Source organism: Paraburkholderia sp. BR13439, assembly GCF_040948805.1.
GTDB classification, from domain to species: Bacteria; Pseudomonadota; Gammaproteobacteria; order Burkholderiales; family Burkholderiaceae; genus Paraburkholderia; species Paraburkholderia youngii.
On record NZ_JBFPKN010000020.1, the window covers coordinates 1 to 19733 of the forward strand.

Sequence of the window (19733 nt, forward strand, 5' to 3'; positions counted from 1 at the left end):
CCGAACAGGACCGTGAAACGACTCCACGCCGATGATAGTGCGGATTGCCCGTGTGAAAGTAGGTAATCGTCAGGCTCCCCCAAAGCCAGAAACCCCACCGCCCAGCGGTGGGGTTTTTGCGTTTACGGAAAGCTAACAGCCAATCACTATATAAGTGAGAGCGTTGGGATCGGAACGGTCAAGCAGGTCTTGACAAAAGGATGTTGTTCCCCCATAATCATCAGTTCTCTGCGGAGGGGTGCCCGAGTGGCTAAAGGGGGCAGACTGTAAATCTGTTGGCTTACGCCTACGTTGGTTCGAATCCAACCTCCTCCACCAGAATGCAAGTTGCAGCAGCAGTTGTTGGGAATCCATGATCCTTGCGGGTGTAGCTCAATGGTAGAGCAGAAGCCTTCCAAGCTTACGACGAGGGTTCGATTCCCTTCACCCGCTCCAGCAGCACAGATGTAGCGCCCATGTGGCTCAGTGGTAGAGCACTCCCTTGGTAAGGGAGAGGTCGGCAGTTCGATCCTGCCCATGGGCACCAGAAGTAATCGGTGATTGTTTGCGCCCGGCGCAACGTACGGAAAATCCTCTTAGGAGTCGAAAATGGCCAAGGGTAAGTTTGAGCGGACCAAGCCGCACGTAAACGTGGGCACGATCGGTCACGTTGACCACGGCAAGACCACGCTGACGGCAGCGATCACGACGGTTCTGACGCAGAAGTTTGGCGGCGAAGCGAAGGCGTACGACCAGATCGACGCGGCGCCGGAAGAAAAGGCGCGCGGCATTACCATCAACACCGCGCACGTCGAGTACGAAACGGCTAACCGCCACTACGCACACGTTGACTGCCCGGGCCATGCTGACTACGTGAAGAACATGATCACGGGTGCGGCGCAGATGGACGGCGCGATCCTGGTGTGCTCGGCTGCTGACGGCCCGATGCCGCAAACGCGTGAGCACATCCTGCTGGCGCGTCAGGTTGGCGTTCCGTACATCATCGTGTTCCTGAACAAGTGCGACATGGTGGACGACGCTGAGCTGCTGGAGCTCGTCGAGATGGAAGTTCGCGAACTTCTGTCGAAGTACGACTTCCCGGGCGACGACACGCCGATCATCAAGGGTTCGGCCAAGCTCGCGCTGGAAGGCGACAAGGGCGAGCTGGGCGAAGTGGCGATCATGAACCTGGCCGACGCGCTGGACACGTACATCCCGACGCCGGAGCGCGCGGTTGACGGTTCGTTCCTGATGCCGGTGGAAGACGTGTTCTCGATCTCGGGTCGTGGCACGGTGGTGACGGGCCGCGTCGAGCGTGGCGTGATCAAGGTCGGCGAGGAAATCGAGATCGTCGGTATCCGTGCAACGGCCAAGACGACCTGCACGGGCGTGGAAATGTTCCGCAAGCTGCTCGATCAGGGTCAGGCTGGCGACAACGTTGGTATCCTGCTGCGCGGCACGAAGCGTGAAGACGTGGAGCGTGGCCAGGTTCTGGCCAAGCCGGGTTCGATCAACCCGCACACGCACTTCACGGCTGAAGTGTACGTGCTGAGCAAGGACGAAGGCGGCCGTCACACGCCGTTCTTCAACAACTACCGTCCACAGTTCTACTTCCGTACGACGGACGTGACGGGCTCGATCGAGCTGCCGAAGGACAAGGAAATGGTGATGCCGGGCGACAACGTGTCGATTACGGTGAAGCTGATCAACCCGATCGCGATGGAAGAAGGCCTCCGCTTCGCAATTCGCGAAGGTGGCCGTACGGTCGGCGCTGGTGTCGTCGCAAAGATCATCGAGTAACGCCAGACAGTTCTCGATAATCGGTTGTATCGGGGTTGGCGGCGTCGTCAACCCCAAATGGTTTAGGGGTATAGCTCAACTGGCAGAGCGTCGGTCTCCAAAACCGAAGGTTGGGGGTTCGATTCCCTCTGCCCCTGCCAACTATCGCGTCGTAGTGGCGCTTCGTTAAGGTGTTATGGCGAATCCTTCCGTCGAAACTGTAAATACATCCGGCGACAAGTTGATGTTGATCGCCGGTGTGTTGCTGGTCTTGGCCGGGTTCGTGGGGTTCTTCTGGCTTAGTGGCCAGGAATGGTACATCCGCGGAGCTGCCTTGGCCATTGGTGCGATCGCGGGTGTCGCAGTCGGGCTTCTCTCGGCGCCGGGCAAGGGTTTCATCGCTTTCGCCAAAGACTCGTATAAAGAAGTCCGTAAGGTCGTTTGGCCGACTCGCAAAGAAGCCACGCAAACGACGCTTGTAGTGTTCGGCTTCGTAGTCGTGATGGCCATCTTTCTCTGGGTTTGTGATAAATCCATCGAGTGGGCGATTTTCTCGGCGATTCTGGGTTGGAAATGATATGAGTGATACTCCGGCATCCCCGAGTGGCAAGCGTTGGTACGTGGTGCACGCATACTCAGGTATGGAGAAGAGTGTGCAGCGAGCGCTCCAGGAGCGCATCGAGCGGGCTGGCATGCAGGATCAGTTCGGGCAGATCCTCGTTCCCACAGAAGAAGTTGTTGAGGTAAAGGGTGGTCACAAATCAGTGACGGAACGTCGTTTTTTTCCCGGCTACGTTTTAGTCGAGATGGAAATGACAGATGAAACGTGGCACCTCGTGAAGAACACTGCGAAGGTGACCGGTTTTGTAGGCGGGGCGCGCAACCGCCCGAGTCCGATTTCCCCTCGGGAAGTTGAAAAAATCATGTCGCAGATGCAGGAGGGCGTGGAGAAACCGCGTCCGAAGACCCTGTTCGAAGTAGGCGAGATGGTGCGGGTAAAAGAAGGCCCGTTCACAGATTTCAACGGCAGCGTCGAAGAAGTGAACTACGAAAAGTCGCGAGTCCGTGTTTCCGTTACGATCTTCGGCCGGGCAACGCCGGTCGAGTTGGAATTCGGTCAGGTCGAAAAGTTGTAGTCAAAGTTTTACGGAGCGCATCGCTAGGTGCGTTCCGTATTTCGCGCTTACGGTCCGCGTAATGGCCGTTGAGGAGCGTAATTAGCCAACTGTCGGCGAACACGCGCTACTACTCACTGAGCGTCCGCACGTAGGTCGGCGGTCCAAAGAGGTTCTCGAAATGGCAAAGAAAATTATCGGCTTTATCAAGCTGCAGATTCCTGCAGGTAAAGCCAACCCCTCGCCGCCGGTTGGTCCGGCACTGGGTCAGCGCGGCCTGAACATCATGGAGTTCTGCAAGGCGTTCAACGCACAGACCCAAGCAATGGAGCCGGGTCTGCCGATTCCTGTCGTGATCACGGCATTCGCAGACAAGAGCTTCACGTTCGTTCTGAAGACGCCGCCGGCAACGGTTCTGATTAAGAAGGCGGCGAAGCTCGACAAGGGTTCGAGCAAGCCGCACACCGACAAGGTCGGCAAGATCACCCGCGCTCAAGCCGAAGATATCGCCAAGACCAAGATGCCCGATCTGACGGCTGCTGATCTGGATGCAGCGGTTCGTACAATCGCTGGTAGCGCCCGCTCGATGGGCATCACCGTGGAGGGCGTGTAAATGGCTAAGCTTTCGAAGCGTCTGCAAGCATTTGCAGCCAAAGTGGATCGTCAGAAGCTGTATCCGATTGAGGATGCTCTGTCGCTCGTGAAGGAATGTGCAAGCGCGAAGTTTGACGAGTCGATCGACGTCGCCGTGCAACTCGGCATCGACGCAAAGAAGTCGGATCAAGTGGTTCGTGGGTCGGTCGTGTTGCCGGCTGGCACGGGTAAGTCGGTGCGCGTCGCTGTGTTCGCGCAGGGGGACAAGGCTGAGCAGGCTCGTGCCGCGGGTGCTGACGTCGTCGGTATGGAAGACCTGGCTGAACAGGTCAAGGCCGGCAACCTGAACTTCGACATCGTAATCGCTTCGCCGGACACGATGCGTATTGTCGGTACGCTCGGTCAGATCCTGGGGCCGCGCGGCCTGATGCCGAACCCGAAGGTTGGCACGGTCACCCCGGACGTCGCGACTGCGGTCAAGAACGCCAAGGCGGGTCAGGTGCAATTCCGTGTCGACAAGGCCGGTATCATCCACGCAACGATCGGCCGTGCTTCGTTCGAACCGGCAGCCCTGCGCAACAACCTGAACGCGCTGATCGAAGCGCTGCAAAAGGCGAAGCCGGCAACGAGCAAGGGCGTGTACCTCCGCAAGGTCGCGCTGTCGAGCACGATGGGTGTGGGCGTTCGCGTCGACCAAACGTCGATCGCTACACAGTAATGAATTTGGCCGCTCTGGTGCGAATCGGGGCGGTTTTTAAGGGCTTTGGGCGGTTGCGAGGTGGCAGTCTGCATTGCGCAACCGGTTGTCAAAGACCGTTGGCGGACACGCAGCAGGCAGGCGAGTCCTTAATGTAAGGCCAACGCAGATGGCGAACCCGAAAAGGTTTTGTAGTGATGAAGCCGTCCGATGTCCGTAGGAATGCGGGCTTAGGACGGTCGAAATACTCCTGACTGGTCGGACGCCGTTATTGAACGCGGTACACAAGGCGCACGCTGCGTGTATCGAATCTGGAGGTTAACCGTGCCACTCAACAAAGAAAGCAAGCAGGCCGTCGTCGCTGAGGTTGCCGCGCAAGTCGCGAAAGCTCAGACCGTGGTTCTGGCTGAGTATCGTGGAATCGCGGTTGGCGATCTGACCAAGCTGCGCGCGAAAGCGCGCGAGCAACAGGTTTACCTTCGCGTGTTGAAGAACACGCTGGCGCGTCGCGCCGTTGAGGGTACCCCGTTTGCTCCGCTGGCAGAGCAGATGACTGGCCCCCTGATCTACGGCATCTCGGAAGATGCAATTGCTGCTGCTAAGGTCGTCAATGACTTCAGCAAGGGCAATGACAAGTTGGTCATCAAGGCTGGTTCCTACGAAGGCAAGGTGATGGACAAGGCTGGCGTGCAAGCGCTGGCAAACATCCCGAGCCGCGAGGAACTGCTCTCCAAGCTGTTGTTCGTTATGCAGGCACCTGTTTCGGGCTTTGCGCGCGCCCTGGCCGCGCTGGCAGAAAAGAAACAAGGCGAAGAAACCGCTGCGTAATGCACTTCAGTCGAGCGTAATTGATCGCTGGCTGTATCCGAATTCAATTTAGGAGTATTTCAAATGGCAATCGCAAAAGAAGACATCCTCGAAGCCGTCGGCTCGATGTCGGTTCTGGAACTGAACGAGCTGGTTAAGGCGTTCGAAGAAAAGTTTGGCGTGTCGGCAGCTGCTGTTGCAGTGGCAGGCCCGGCAGGCGCAGGCGGCGGCGCTGCTGCTGCTGAAGAGCAGACCGAATTCACGGTCGTCCTGGCTGAAACCGGTGCAAACAAGGTTTCCGTCATTAAGGCTGTTCGCGAACTGACGGGTCTCGGCCTGAAGGAAGCGAAGGATCTGGTCGACGGCGCACCGAAGCCCGTTAAGGAAGCGGTGCCCAAGGCTGCAGCTGAAGAAGCCAAGAAGAAGCTGGAAGAAGCCGGCGCGAAGGTTGAAATCAAGTAAGTTTCAACGCGCTGTGCGAAGGCTGGCGGTTTTTCACCGCCGGCCTTTTTGTGCTTTGTGGGGGCTGCGTTTTTGCAGGTGTATGCCGGCAAGGGCGTAATCCCAGAAGCCAAAGAAAATCGCCAATCGGTAACATTGACCGGCGCTTCTCTTTGTCTTCTGAAGCGACTGCAGAAGGCAAGTTTGGTCGGGCAGCGGGCAACACAGGCATCCGCTGCCGTCAGCCAGCGGTTGGTAGCGGCCAACCACCAAGCTTCTAGGCTCGTTCAAGCCATCGGACGGCCATCGGGTCTCAGTCGGTGAACACTCGGGTTGTCTCATCAAGGTATCCTGCCTCGACAACTATGCCCGCCGTGATTCGGAGATCGTATGCAATATTCCTTCACCGAGAAGAAGCGTATTCGCAAGAGTTTTGCGAAGCGCCCCATCGTTCACCAAGTACCTTTCCTGCTGGCTACCCAGCTTGAATCATTCAGCACGTTTCTGCAAGCAGATACGTCGTCTACGCACCGCAAGCCGGAAGGCCTGCAGGCCGCGTTTACTTCTGTTTTCCCGATCGTTTCGCACAACGGCTTCGCGCGTCTCGAGTTCGTCAGCTACATGCTGTCGCCGCCGGCATTCAACATCAAGGAATGCCAGCAGCGCGGTCTGACGTACTGCTCGGCGCTGCGCGCCAAGGTGCGTTTGGTGCTGCTCGACAAGGAATCGCCGAGCAAGCCGGTCGTCAAGGAAGTGAAGGAACAGGAAGTGTACATGGGCGAAATCCCGCTCATGACGCCGACCGGTTCGTTCGTCATCAATGGCACGGAACGTGTAATCGTTTCGCAGTTGCACCGTTCGCCGGGCGTGTTCTTCGAACACGACAAAGGCAAGACGCATAGCTCGGGCAAGCTGCTGTTCTCGGCACGTATCATTCCTTACCGCGGCTCGTGGCTCGACTTCGAATTCGACCCGAAGGACGTGCTCTACTTCCGCGTCGACCGTCGTCGCAAGATGCCGGTCACGATCCTGCTGAAGGCAATCGGCCTGACGCCGGAACAGATCCTCGCAAACTTCTTCGTGTTCGACAATTTCACGCTGATGCCGGAAGGCGCGCAGATGGAATTCGTGCCGGAGCGTCTGCGTGGTGAAGTCGCGCGCTTCGATATCACGGACCGCGAGGGCAACGTGATCGTCCAGAAGGACAAGCGGATCAACGCGAAGCACATTCGCGACCTCGATAACGCGAAGACCAAGTTCATCTCGGTGCCGGAAGACTATCTGCTCGGCCGTGTGCTCGCGAAGAACGTGATCGACGGCGATACCGGCGAAGTCATCTCGAACGCGAACGACGAAATCACCGAGTCCGTGCTCGAGAAGCTGCGTGAGGCGAAGATCAAGGACATCCAGACGCTCTACACGAACGATCTGGACCAGGGTCCGTATATCTCGTCGACGCTGCGTATCGACGAAACGGCCGACAAGATGGCCGCGCGCATTGCGATCTACCGCATGATGCGCCCGGGCGAGCCGCCGACCGAAGAAGCGGTCGAGGCACTGTTCAACCGTCTGTTCTACAGCGAAGAAGCATACGACCTGTCGAAGGTGGGTCGTATGAAGTTCAATCGCCGGGTCGGCCGCGACGAAATCGTCGGTCCGATGACGCTGCAGGACGACGACATCCTCGCGACGATCAAGATCCTTGTCGAGCTGCGCAACGGCAAGGGTGAAGTCGACGACATCGACCACCTCGGCAACCGTCGTGTGCGTTGCGTCGGCGAACTCGCGGAGAATCAGTTCCGCGCGGGTCTCGTCCGTGTCGAACGTGCCGTGAAGGAACGCCTCGGCCAGGCCGAAAGCGAAAACCTGATGCCGCACGACCTGATCAACTCGAAGCCGATTTCGTCGGCAATCCGCGAGTTCTTCGGTTCGTCGCAGCTGTCGCAGTTCATGGACCAGACCAACCCGCTGTCGGAAATCACGCACAAGCGTCGTGTTTCCGCGCTGGGCCCGGGCGGTCTGACGCGTGAGCGCGCCGGCTTCGAAGTCCGCGACGTGCATCCGACCCACTACGGCCGCGTGTGCCCGATCGAAACGCCGGAAGGTCCGAACATCGGTCTGATCAACTCGCTCGCTCTGTACGCGCACCTGAACGAATACGGCTTCCTCGAAACGCCGTATCGCAAGGTTGCGGACGGCAAGGTGACCGACCAGATCGACTACCTGTCGGCGATCGAAGAAGGCCGTTACGTGATCGCTCAGGCGAACGCGGCGGTGGCTGACGACGGCACGCTGACCGACGAGCTCGTGTCGTCGCGTGAAGCTGGCGAAACGCTGATGGTCACGCCGGACCGGATCCAGTACATGGACGTGGCACCGTCGCAGATCGTGTCGGTCGCAGCTTCGCTGATTCCGTTCCTCGAGCACGACGACGCGAACCGCGCATTGATGGGCTCGAACATGCAGCGTCAGGCTGTGCCGTGTCTGCGTCCGGAAAAGCCGGTCGTTGGTACGGGCATCGAGCGCACCGTGGCGGTCGACTCGGGCACGACGGTTCAGGCACTGCGTGGCGGTGTGGTCGATTACGTCGACGCGGGCCGTATCGTGATTCGCGTGAACGACGACGAAGCGGTCGCAGGTGAAGTCGGTGTCGACATTTACAACCTGATCAAGTACACGCGTTCGAACCAGAACACGAACATCAACCAGCGTCCGATCGTGAAGATGGGCGACAAGGTTGCGCGAGGTGACGTGCTGGCTGACGGCGCATCAACCGATCTGGGCGAGCTCGCGCTCGGCCAGAACATGCTGATCGCGTTCATGCCGTGGAACGGCTACAACTTCGAAGACTCGATCCTGATCTCGGAGAAGGTGGTTGCGGACGATCGTTACACGTCGATCCACATCGAAGAACTGAATGTCGTTGCTCGCGACACGAAGCTCGGACCGGAAGAAATCACGCGCGACATCTCGAACCTCGCGGAAGTGCAGCTTGGCCGTCTCGACGAGTCGGGCATCGTGTACATCGGCGCGGAAGTCGAAGCGGGCGACGTGCTGGTCGGCAAGGTCACGCCGAAGGGCGAAACCCAGCTGACGCCGGAAGAAAAGCTGCTGCGCGCGATCTTCGGTGAGAAGGCATCTGACGTGAAGGACACGTCGCTGCGTGTGCCGTCGGGCATGAGCGGTACCGTGATCGACGTTCAGGTGTTCACGCGTGAAGGCATCCAGCGCGACAAGCGCGCCCAACAGATCATCGACGATGAACTGAAGCGCTATCGTCTCGACCTGAACGACCAGCTACGTATCGTGGAAGGCGATGCGTTCCAGCGTCTCGCGCGAATGCTCGAAGGCAAGGTTGCGAACGGCGGTCCGAAGAAGCTCGCGAAGGGCACGAAGATCGAGCGCGCTTACCTCGAAGATCTGGACCACTACCACTGGTTCGACATCCGCCTCGCGGATGAAGAAGCAGCGGCCCAGCTCGAAGCGATCAAGAACTCGATCGAAGAGAAGCGTCACCAGTTCGACCTCGCGTTCGAAGAGAAGCGCAAGAAGCTCACCCAGGGCGACGAACTGCCGCCGGGCGTGCTGAAGATGGTCAAGGTGTATCTGGCAGTGAAGCGCCGTCTGCAACCTGGCGACAAGATGGCAGGCCGTCACGGTAACAAGGGTGTCGTGTCGAAGATCGTGCCGATCGAAGACATGCCGTACATGGCCGACGGCCGTCCGGCTGACGTCGTTCTCAACCCGCTCGGCGTGCCGTCGCGGATGAACGTGGGTCAGGTTCTCGAAGTGCATCTGGGTTGGGCCGCGAAGGGTCTCGGCTGGCGTATCGGCGAAATGCTGCAGCGTCAGGCGAAGATCGCTGAACTGCGCGAATTCCTGATCAAGATCTACAACGAATCGGGCCGCGCCGAAGAGCTGGACAGCTTTAGCGACGACGAAATCCTCGAACTGGCGAAGAATTTGCGCGAAGGTGTGCCGTTTGCAACGCCGGTGTTCGACGGTGCGACGGAAGAAGAAATGTCGCGCGCGTTGGATCTGGCGTTCCCGGACGAGATCGCTGAGAACCTCGGCATGACGCCGTCGAAGAACCAGGTGCGTCTGTTTGACGGCCGCACGGGCGAGATGTTCGAACGTACGGTGACGGTCGGCTACATGCACTACCTGAAGCTGCACCACCTGGTCGACGACAAGATGCACGCGCGTTCCACGGGTCCGTACTCGCTCGTGACGCAGCAGCCGTTGGGCGGTAAGGCGCAGTTCGGTGGCCAGCGTTTCGGTGAAATGGAAGTGTGGGCGCTCGAAGCGTACGGCGCATCGTACGTGCTGCAGGAAATGCTGACGGTGAAGTCGGACGACGTGACGGGCCGGACCAAGGTTTACGAGAACCTGGTCAAGGGCGATCACGTGATCGATGCCGGCATGCCTGAGTCGTTCAACGTGTTGGTGAAGGAAATCCGGTCGCTGGGTATCGACATCGACCTGGACCGGAACTAATCGGACTACTGGAGAGAAGCGATGAAAGCTTTGCTCGATCTATTCAAGCAAGTCCAACAACCTGAAGTTTTTGACGCGATCAAGATCGGTCTGGCCTCGCCGGACAAGATCCGTTCGTGGTCGTTCGGTGAAGTCAAGAAGCCGGAAACCATCAACTACCGCACGTTCAAGCCGGAGCGCGATGGTCTGTTCTGCGCGAAGATTTTCGGTCCGATCAAGGACTACGAATGCCTTTGCGGCAAGTACAAGCGCCTGAAGCACCGCGGCGTGATCTGCGAGAAGTGCGGCGTCGAAGTGACGCTTGCGAAGGTGCGTCGCGAGCGCATGGGCCACATTGAACTGGCCTCGCCGGTTGCGCACATCTGGTTTCTGAAGTCGCTGCCGTCGCGTCTGGGCATGGTGCTCGACATGACGCTGCGCGACATCGAGCGCGTGCTGTACTTCGAAGCATACGTGGTGATCGATCCGGGCATGACGCCGCTCAAAGCGCGGCAGATCATGACCGAAGAGGATTACTACAACAAGGTCGAGGAATACGGCGACGAATTCCGTGCGGAAATGGGCGCGGAAGGTATTCGCGAGCTGCTGCGTGCGATCAACATCGACGAGCAGGTCGAAATGCTGCGCACGGAGCTGCGCAACACCGGCTCGGAAGCGAAGATCAAGAAGTACGCGAAGCGCCTGAAGGTGCTCGAGGCATTCCAGCGTTCGGGCATCAAGCCGGACTGGATGGTCCTCGAAGTGCTGCCGGTGCTGCCGCCGGAACTGCGTCCGCTGGTGCCGCTCGACGGCGGCCGTTTCGCAACGTCAGACCTGAATGACCTGTATCGCCGCGTGATCAACCGTAACAACCGGTTGAAGCGTCTGCTCGAGCTGAAGGCGCCTGAGATCATCGTCCGCAACGAAAAGCGGATGCTGCAGGAAGCCGTCGACTCGCTGCTCGACAACGGCCGTCGCGGCAAGGCGATGACCGGCGCGAACAAGCGTCCGCTGAAGTCGCTCGCAGACATGATCAAGGGTAAGGGCGGTCGCTTCCGTCAAAACCTGCTCGGTAAGCGCGTCGACTACTCGGGCCGTTCGGTGATCGTGGTTGGCCCGACGCTGAAGCTGCATCAGTGCGGTCTGCCGAAGCTGATGGCGCTCGAACTGTTCAAGCCGTTCATCTTCAACAAGCTCGAAGTGATGGGTGTCGCTACCACCATCAAGGCCGCGAAGAAGGAAGTCGAGAACCAGACGCCGGTGGTGTGGGACATCCTCGAAGAGGTGATCCGCGAACATCCGGTCATGCTGAACCGCGCGCCGACGCTGCACCGTCTCGGCATCCAGGCTTTCGAGCCGGTGCTGATCGAAGGTAAGGCAATCCAGCTGCACCCGCTCGTCTGCGCGGCGTTCAACGCCGACTTCGACGGTGACCAGATGGCCGTTCACGTGCCGCTGTCGCTCGAAGCGCAGATGGAAGCGCGCACGCTGATGCTCGCATCGAACAACGTGCTGTTCCCGGCCAACGGCGATCCGTCGATCGTGCCGTCGCAGGACATCGTGCTCGGCCTGTACTACGCGACGCGCGAAGCGGTGAACGGCAAGGGCGAAGGCCTGACGTTCACGGGCGTGTCGGAAGTGCTGCGCGCGTACGAGAACAAGGAAGTCGAGCTTGCATCGCGCGTCAACGTGCGGATCACCGAAATGGTCCACAACGAAGACAAGTCGGAAGGCGCGCCGGCATTCGTGCCGAAGATCACGCTGTACGCAACCACGGTCGGCCGCTCGATCCTGTCGGAAATCCTGCCGCCGGGTCTGCCGTTCTCGGTGCTGAACAAGCCGCTGAAGAAGAAGGAAATCTCGCGCCTGATCAACACGGCGTTCCGAAAGTGCGGTCTGCGTGAGACGGTGATTTTCGCCGACCAGCTGATGCAGTCGGGCTTCCGTCTGGCAACGCGCGCTGGTATTTCGATCTGCGTCGACGACATGCTCGTGCCGCCGCAGAAAGAAACCATCGTCGGCGATGCCGCGAAGAAGGTGAAGGAATACGACCGTCAGTACATGTCGGGTCTCGTCACCGCACAGGAACGCTATAACAACGTGGTCGACATCTGGTCGGCAACGTCGGAAGCGGTCGGCAAGGCGATGATGGAGCAGCTGTCGACGGAACCGGTCACGGACCGTGACGGCAACCAGACGCGTCAGGAGTCGTTCAACTCCATCTACATGATGGCGGACTCGGGCGCTCGTGGTTCCGCGGTTCAGATCCGTCAGCTGGCTGGTATGCGCGGCCTGATGGCGAAGCCGGACGGCTCGATCATCGAGACGCCGATTACGGCGAACTTCCGCGAAGGTCTGAACGTGTTGCAGTACTTCATCTCGACCCACGGCGCACGTAAGGGTCTGGCTGATACGGCACTGAAGACCGCTAACTCGGGTTACCTGACGCGTCGTCTGGTCGACGTGACGCAGGATCTGGTCGTCGTCGAGGAAGATTGCGGCACGTCGAACGGCGTGGCGATGAAGGCGCTCGTGGAAGGCGGTGAAGTGGTCGAAGCACTGCGTGACCGTATTCTGGGTCGCGTGGCGGTGGCTGACATCGTCAACCCGGAATCGCAGGAAACGCTGTTCGAAGCGGGCACGCTGCTCGACGAAGACGCGGTCGAAGATATCGAACGCCTCGGCATCGACGAAGTGCGCGTGCGCACGCCGCTCACCTGCGAAACCCGTTATGGTCTGTGCGCGGCCTGCTACGGGCGCGACCTCGGCCGCGGCTCGCTGGTGAACGTCGGCGAAGCGGTCGGCGTGATCGCAGCGCAGTCGATCGGTGAACCCGGCACGCAGCTCACGATGCGTACGTTCCACATCGGTGGCGCAGCATCGCGTGCGGCGGTGGCTTCGTCGGTCGAAGCGAAGTCGAACGGTACGGTGCGTTTCACGTCGACGATGCGTTACGTTACGAATGCGAAGGGCGAGCAGATCGTCATCTCGCGTTCGGGCGAAGCGATGATCACCGACGATCACGGCCGCGAGCGCGAGCGTCACAAGGTGCCGTACGGCGCCACGCTGCTGCAGCTCGACGGTGCGCAGATCAAGGCCGGCACGCAACTGGCCACGTGGGATCCGATGACGCGTCCGATCATCACCGAGTACGGTGGTACGGTGAAGTTCGAGAACGTCGAAGAAGGCGTGACGGTCGCGAAGCAGATCGACGACGTGACGGGTCTGTCAACGCTCGTCGTGATCGACGTGAAGCGTCGTGGTTCGCAGGCGTCCAAGACGGTGCGTCCGCAGGTCAAGCTGCTCGATGCGAACGGCGAGGAAGTGAAGATCCCGAACACCGAGCACTCGGTGCAGATCGGCTTCCAGGTCGGCGCGCTGATCACCGTGAAGGACGGTCAGCAGGTGCAGGTCGGTGAAGTGCTTGCACGTATCCCGACCGAATCGCAGAAGACGCGCGACATTACCGGTGGTCTGCCGCGTGTGGCGGAACTGTTCGAAGCACGTTCGCCGAAGGATGCAGGCATCCTGGCGGAAGTCACGGGTACGACGTCGTTCGGTAAGGACACGAAGGGCAAGCAGCGTCTCGTTATCACGGACCTCGAGGGCAACCAGCACGAGTTCCTGATCGCGAAGGAAAAGCAGGTTCTGGTGCACGATGGTCAGGTCGTCAACAAGGGCGAAATGATCGTCGACGGACCGGCGGATCCGCACGATATTCTGCGTCTGCAGGGCGTCGAGGCGCTGTCGCGTTACATCGTGGACGAAGTGCAGGACGTGTACCGTCTGCAAGGCGTGAAGATCAACGACAAGCACATTGAAGTGATCGTGCGTCAGATGCTGCGCCGCGTCCAGATCACGGACAACGGCGATACCCGTTTCATCCCGGGCGAACAGGTCGAGCGGTCGGACATGCTCGACGAGAACGACCGTATGATCGCGGAAGACAAGCGTCCGGCAACGTACGAAAACGTGCTGCTCGGTATCACGAAGGCGTCGCTGTCGACCGATTCGTTCATCTCCGCGGCGTCGTTCCAGGAAACGACCCGCGTGCTGACCGAAGCGGCGATCATGGGCAAGCGCGACGACCTGCGTGGCCTGAAGGAAAACGTGATCGTCGGCCGTCTGATTCCGGCCGGTACCGGTCTCGCGTTCCACAAGGCGCGCAAGAGCAAGGAACTGGCCGACCGCGAGCGTTTCGATCAGATCGCAGCGGAAGAGTCGTTCGAATTCGGTACGCCGGAAGCCCCGGCTGCCGAACAGCAGCACTCGGGCGAGTAAGCGCTGGCGGCGCAAGCCGCCTTGCCTGACGAGCCACGAAAGCCGCTCAGTTTCGACTGAGCGGCTTTTTTTTGCTCATTTTTTGCGCGTGCATCGGTGCCATGCGCCGGCGCATCCCTAGGCCGGATGGCCAAGGTTGTCGCAAAGCGCGGGCGCGGCGCGAATGCGTTGGTAAAATTCGTCTCACCGCCTGCGTGCCGTTCCCTTCGCCGTCTCTGTCAAATACATGTCCCGTCCGCTCGAAATCCTCAACGAAGTCTTTGGTTATCCCGCGTTCAGAGGGCAGCAGGGCGAAATTGTCGAGCACGTCGCCGATGGCGGCGATTGCCTCGTGCTGATGCCGACGGGCGGCGGCAAATCGCTGTGCTATCAGATTCCGTCGCTGGTGCGGCGCGAACACGGCTTTGGCACCGGCATCGTGGTGTCGCCGCTGATTGCGTTGATGCAGGATCAGGTGGCCGCGTTGACCGAAGTCGGCGTGCGGGCCGCGTACCTGAACTCGACGCTGTCGAGCGCGGAGGCGATGGCCACCGAGCGGGCGCTTCGCGACGGCGACATCGATCTGCTCTACGTTGCACCGGAGCGGCTGATGACGTCGCGCTTCCAGGAACTGCTCGAGCGCACGCGCATCGGTCTTTTCGCGATCGACGAAGCGCACTGTGTGTCGCAATGGGGACACGATTTCCGGCCCGAATATATCCAGCTGTCGGTGCTGCACGAGCGCTTTCCGAATGTGCCGCGCATTGCGCTGACGGCGACCGCCGACGCGATCACGCGCGACGAAATCATCCACCGTCTCGCGCTCGAGGATGCGCGCGTGTTCGTGTCGAGTTTCGATCGGCCGAACATTCGCTATCGCATTGCCGAAAAAGACAACGCACGCACGCAACTGCTCGACTTCATCCGCGCCGAGCATACGAAGGCCGACGGCACGACCGACGCGGGCGTCGTCTATTGCCTGTCGCGCCGCAAGGTCGAGGAGACCGCCGAGTGGCTGAAGGAAAAGGGCATGCGCGCGCTGCCATACCACGCCGGCATGGAATTCGAAGTGCGCCAGAAGCATCAGGAAATGTTCCAGCGCGAGGAAGGCATCGTGATGTGCGCGACGATCGCGTTCGGCATGGGCATCGACAAACCCGACGTGCGGTTCGTCGCCCATCTGGATTTGCCAAAGAGCGTCGAAGGGTACTACCAGGAGACCGGCCGCGCGGGCCGGGACGGGCTGCCGTCGAACGCGTGGATGGCCTATGGGCTCGGCGACGTCGTGCAGCAGCGCAAGATGATCGACGAATCCGAAGCCGATGACGCCCACAAGCGCGTCCAGACCGGCAAGCTCGATGCGCTGCTCGGTTTGTGCGAAACCGCGACCTGCCGACGAGTGCGCCTGCTCGCGTACTTCGGCGAAACGAGCCAGCCGTGCGGCAACTGCGACAACTGCCTCGAACCGCCCCCGACATGGGATGCGACGCGCGAGGCTCAGATGGCCCTGTCGTGCGTGTTTCGCGCGCAGCGCGCGAGCGGCTTTCATTTTGGCGCCGGACACCTGATCGATATTTTGCGCGGCAACCGCAGCGAGAAAATCCTGCAGCGCGGGCACGAGAAGCTGACCACGTTTGGTATTGGCGCAGCGCTCGGTGAGCCGGAGTGGCGTGCAATCTTCCGTCAGCTAGTCGCATTCGGCTACCTGACGGTTGACCACGAGGGCTTCGGTTCGCTCGTGCTCACGGAGGCGAGCAAGCCGGTGCTAAAGGGCGAGCAGAAGGTGACGATGCGGCGCTACGTCAAGCCCACACGCACGCGTCAATCGGCGGGGCGTACCAGCGAACGCGCCGATCCGACCATCGGCATGGGACCTCGCGAGCGCGCCCGCTGGGAGCGTCTACGCATGTGGCGCACCGAAACCGCGAAGAGCGACGGCGTGCCGGCTTATGTGATTTTCCATGACGCGACGCTTGCGGAAATCGCCCGTCTCGGACCGGATTCGATCGAGGATCTGCGTGGGATTCCTGGCATGGGCGCCCGTAAACTTGACCGTTTCGGTTACGAATTGCTAAACGTCGTAGCGGCCGACTGACCTCATCTGGCTGTTTCGCCGGATTGACAGGGATGCGAAACATCGCAACCTGTTGACTCCCTTAGTATTTTCGGAATATTATGCTAGGTTCCGGTTCTTGGGATGCGTGCGCGCGGCTTAAGTTCGTGCGTAGGTAGGCCAACCGGAAGTTCGATGCGCAGGCGTTTCCGCTTTGCCCGGAAACAGATGCGTCGATTTTGTTCAATTTCAGGAATAAACAATGCCAACCATCAATCAACTGGTTCGCAAAGGCCGCACGTCGGAAACGACGAAGAGCAAGAGCCCGGCCTTGCAGGACTGCCCCCAGCGTCGCGGCGTGTGCACCCGTGTGTACACCACGACGCCGAAGAAGCCGAACTCGGCACTTCGTAAGGTCGCCAAAGTTCGCCTGACGAATGGCTTCGAAGTCATTTCGTATATCGGTGGTGAAGGCCACAACCTGCAGGAACACTCGGTCGTGCTGATTCGCGGCGGCCGTGTGAAGGACTTGCCGGGTGTGCGTTACCACATGGTCCGCGGCTCGCTGGATACCCAGGGCGTCAAGGATCGTAAGCAGGCTCGCTCGAAGTACGGTGCGAAGCGTGCCAAGGCTGGCAAGTAATTAGCCCGTCAATCGTAGTTTCAGGTCGCCTGCAAAGGCGGTAATAGCGATGGTGCCGGAATCGCCGGTGCTATCGAGTAAGTGGTCACCCGACCAGGCTGGTTAGTCTTACGGATGAATCGGGTTAGTTGGTGGCCGCGGGGCTGCAATCAGCTCCAACTGAAAAGGTAAAGGAAGAAACATGCCGCGTCGTCGCGAAGTCCCCAAGCGGGAAGTGTTGCCGGATCCGAAGTTCGGCAACGTTGATGTAGCAAAATTCATGAACGTCCTGATGCTCTCCGGCAAGAAGTCGGTTGCCGAGCGTATCGTGTACGGCGCTTTCGAACAGATCCAGACCAAGGGTGGCAAGGACCCGCTGGAGGTGTTCACGGTGGCGCTCAACAACGTCAAGCCGGTGGTCGAAGTGAAGAGCCGCCGCGTTGGTGGTGCGAACTATCAGGTTCCGGTCGAAGTGCGCCCGTCGCGTCGTATGGCATTGGCGATGCGTTGGCTGCGTGAAGCCGCGAAGAAGCGCAGCGAGAAGTCGATGGCCCTGCGTCTGGCAGGTGAACTCTCCGAAGCGGCCGAAGGCCGTGGCGGCGCGATGAAGAAGCGCGACGAAGTTCACCGGATGGCAGAAGCCAACAAGGCGTTCTCGCACTTCCGTTTCTAAGCTTTCCCGACCCCGGGTTTAGCGGAAAAACGGAAAGAAATTCCGGGCGGGTGCGCTTCAAGGGCGCCTCGCCCGTTTGTGTTACAGCGCGATGGGTATCTCTCGCATCGCGCCATCCCAATAGAGGATCAAAGTGGCTCGCAAGACTCCTATCGAGCGCTACCGTAACATCGGTATTAGCGCTCACATCGACGCCGGCAAAACGACGACGACCGAGCGCATTCTGTTCTACACGGGCGTGAACCACAAGATTGGTGAAGTTCACGACGGCGCTGCCACCATGGACTGGATGGAGCAGGAACAGGAACGCGGCATCACGATTACTTCCGCTGCTACCACGGCATTCTGGAAGGGCATGGCGGGCGACCGCGCCGAGCACCGCATCAACATCATCGACACCCCGGGTCACGTCGACTTCACGATCGAAGTCGAGCGCTCGATGCGCGTGCTCGATGGCGCGTGCATGGTGTACTGCGCTGTGGGCGGTGTGCAGCCCCAGTCGGAAACCGTGTGGCGTCAAGCTAACAAGTACAAGGTTCCCCGTCTCGCGTTCATCAACAAGATGGACCGTACCGGCGCGAACTTCTTCAAGGTCTACGACCAGCTCAAGCTGCGTCTTAAGGCGAACCCGGTTCCGGTCGTCGTGCCTATTGGCGCGGAAGAGAACTTCACGGGCGTCGTCGATCTGATGAAGATGAAGGCGATCATTTGGGACGACGCGTCCCAAGGCACCAAGTTCTCGTACGAAGACATCCCGGCAGAACTCGTCGACACGTGCAACGAATGGCGTGAAAAGATGGTCGAGGCCGCGGCTGAAGCGAACGAAGACATGATGAACAAGTACCTCGAGTCGGGCGAGCTGACCGAAGAGGAAATCATCAAGGGTCTGCGCGACCGTACGATCGCTTGCGAAATTCAGCCGATGCTGTGCGGCACCGCGTTCAAGAACAAGGGTGTGCAGCGCATGCTGGACGCCGTGCTCGACTTCCTGCCGTCGCCGATCGACATTCCGCCGGTTACCGGCGAACTGGAAAACGGTGAAAAGGCTGAGCGCCGCGCGGCCGACGACGAAAAGTTCTCGGCACTGGCATTCAAGATCATGACCGACCCGTTCGTCGGCCAGCTGATCTTCTTCCGTGTGTACTCGGGTGTCGTCAATTCGGGCGACACGGTGCTGAACGCGACCAAGGACAAGAAGGAACGTCTGGGTCGTATTCTGCAGATGCACGCGAATCAGCGCGAAGAAATCAAGGAAGTGCGCGCAGGCGACATCGCTGCCGCGGTCGGCCTGAAAGAGGCGACCACGGGCGACACGCTGTGCGATCCGCAGAACCCGATCGTGCTCGAACGCATGATTTTCCCGGAGCCGGTGATTTCGCAGGCTGTCGAGCCGAAGACCAAGGCTGACCAGGAAAAGATGGGTCTGGCACTGAACCGCCTGGCCCAGGAAGATCCGTCGTTCCGCGTTCAGACGGACGAAGAATCGGGTCAAACGATCATTTCGGGTATGGGCGAACTGCACCTCGAAATTCTGGTCGACCGGATGAAGCGTGAATTCGGCGTGGAAGCGACCGTCGGCAAGCCGCAGGTGGCTTACCGCGAAACGATCCGCAGCACGGCGGCTGACGTTGACGGCAAGTTCGTCAAGCAGTCGGGCGGCCGCGGTCAGTACGGTCACGCAGTCATCACGCTCGAGCCGAACGAACAAGGCAAGGGTTATGAGTTCCTCGACGAGATCAAGGGCGGCGTGATTCCGCGTGAATACATTCCGGCAGTCGACAAGGGTATCCAGGAAACGCTGAAGGCTGGTGTGCTGGCAGGCTTCCCGGTCGTTGACGTGAAGGTTCACCTGACGTTCGGTTCGTACCACGACGTTGACTCGAACGAAAATGCGTTCCGCATGGCCGGTTCGATGGCGTTCAAGGAAGCAATGCGTAAGGCAAGCCCGGTCATCCTCGAACCGATGATGGCTGTGGAAGTCGAAACGCCGGAAGATTACATGGGCAACGTGATGGGCGACCTGTCGGGCCGTCGCGGTATCGTCCAGGGCATGGAAGACATGGTTGGTGGCGGCAAGATCGTTCGCGCCGAAGTACCGCTGTCGGAAATGTTCGGCTACTCGACGTCGCTACGTTCGCTGACGCAGGGTCGTGCAACGTACACGATGGAGTTCAAGCACTACGCTGAAGCTCCGCGCAACGTGTCGGAAGCGATCATCAACGCGAAGTCGAAGTAAT

At 59.8% G+C, this 19733-nt stretch carries 13 protein-coding genes and 4 tRNA genes; all 17 read left to right on the plus strand.

What is annotated here, in order from left to right; all coding sequences use genetic code 11:
• The first annotated feature begins 232 nt into the window (after positions 1 to 232).
• The 17 genes from AB3X96_RS31140 to fusA all read left to right on the plus strand — a co-directional run bounded on the left by AB3X96_RS31140 (position 233) and on the right by fusA (position 19732).
• A tRNA-Tyr gene (locus AB3X96_RS31140) sits at positions 233 to 318 on the plus strand.
• A 43-nt stretch (positions 319 to 361) separates the two neighbouring features.
• Positions 362 to 435, plus strand: a tRNA-Gly gene (locus AB3X96_RS31145).
• Between the two features lie 16 nt (positions 436 to 451).
• Positions 452 to 526: transfer RNA gene (locus AB3X96_RS31150), tRNA-Thr, on the plus strand.
• A 62-nt stretch (positions 527 to 588) separates the two neighbouring features.
• Positions 589 to 1779: an elongation factor Tu gene (gene tuf, locus AB3X96_RS31155; RefSeq protein ID WP_013090760.1), complete on the plus strand. Its 1191-nt coding sequence runs from the start codon at positions 589 to 591 to the stop codon at positions 1777 to 1779.
• A gap of 64 nt (positions 1780 to 1843) precedes the next feature.
• Positions 1844 to 1919 (plus strand) — tRNA-Trp (locus AB3X96_RS31160).
• Between the two features lie 35 nt (positions 1920 to 1954).
• Positions 1955 to 2335, plus strand: a complete 381-nt coding sequence (gene secE / locus AB3X96_RS31165; RefSeq protein WP_368592714.1) for a preprotein translocase subunit SecE — start codon at positions 1955 to 1957, stop codon at positions 2333 to 2335.
• Position 2336: 1 nt separating this feature from the next.
• The gene (gene nusG, locus AB3X96_RS31170; protein ID WP_075303275.1) at positions 2337 to 2894 is read left to right on the plus strand and encodes a transcription termination/antitermination protein NusG; all 558 of its coding nucleotides are present in this window, start codon (positions 2337 to 2339) and stop codon (positions 2892 to 2894) included.
• Positions 2895 to 3054: 160 nt separating this feature from the next.
• Complete coding sequence (rplK, locus tag AB3X96_RS31175; protein WP_008922976.1) at positions 3055 to 3486, plus strand: 50S ribosomal protein L11; 432 nt, start codon at positions 3055 to 3057, stop codon at positions 3484 to 3486.
• Positions 3487 to 4185: a 50S ribosomal protein L1 gene (rplA, locus tag AB3X96_RS31180; protein WP_368592715.1), complete on the plus strand. Its 699-nt coding sequence runs from the start codon at positions 3487 to 3489 to the stop codon at positions 4183 to 4185.
• Positions 4186 to 4488: 303 nt separating this feature from the next.
• Positions 4489 to 4992 (plus strand): 50S ribosomal protein L10, encoded by a 504-nt coding sequence (gene rplJ, locus AB3X96_RS31185; RefSeq protein ID WP_176110093.1) that lies wholly within the window; start codon positions 4489 to 4491, stop codon positions 4990 to 4992.
• A gap of 63 nt (positions 4993 to 5055) precedes the next feature.
• The gene (gene rplL / locus AB3X96_RS31190) at positions 5056 to 5433 is read left to right on the plus strand and encodes a 50S ribosomal protein L7/L12 (RefSeq protein WP_368592716.1); all 378 of its coding nucleotides are present in this window, start codon (positions 5056 to 5058) and stop codon (positions 5431 to 5433) included.
• Positions 5434 to 5802: 369 nt separating this feature from the next.
• Positions 5803 to 9909, plus strand: coding sequence for a DNA-directed RNA polymerase subunit beta (gene rpoB, locus AB3X96_RS31195; protein ID WP_368592717.1), 4107 nt, complete (start codon positions 5803 to 5805; stop codon positions 9907 to 9909).
• A gap of 21 nt (positions 9910 to 9930) precedes the next feature.
• On the plus strand, positions 9931 to 14169 hold the full coding sequence (gene rpoC, locus AB3X96_RS31200; RefSeq protein WP_176110095.1) for a DNA-directed RNA polymerase subunit beta': 4239 nt from the start codon (positions 9931 to 9933) through the stop codon (positions 14167 to 14169).
• A gap of 226 nt (positions 14170 to 14395) precedes the next feature.
• Positions 14396 to 16243 (plus strand): DNA helicase RecQ, encoded by a 1848-nt coding sequence (recQ, locus tag AB3X96_RS31205; RefSeq protein WP_176110096.1) that lies wholly within the window; start codon positions 14396 to 14398, stop codon positions 16241 to 16243.
• Between the two features lie 220 nt (positions 16244 to 16463).
• The gene (gene rpsL, locus AB3X96_RS31210; protein WP_006053290.1) at positions 16464 to 16844 is read left to right on the plus strand and encodes a 30S ribosomal protein S12; all 381 of its coding nucleotides are present in this window, start codon (positions 16464 to 16466) and stop codon (positions 16842 to 16844) included.
• A 181-nt stretch (positions 16845 to 17025) separates the two neighbouring features.
• On the plus strand, positions 17026 to 17496 hold the full coding sequence (gene rpsG / locus AB3X96_RS31215) for a 30S ribosomal protein S7 (protein ID WP_006053291.1): 471 nt from the start codon (positions 17026 to 17028) through the stop codon (positions 17494 to 17496).
• 133 nt (positions 17497 to 17629) lie between these two features.
• Positions 17630 to 19732 (plus strand): elongation factor G, encoded by a 2103-nt coding sequence (fusA, locus tag AB3X96_RS31220; RefSeq protein ID WP_013090761.1) that lies wholly within the window; start codon positions 17630 to 17632, stop codon positions 19730 to 19732.
• Position 19733 lies beyond the last annotated feature (1 nt).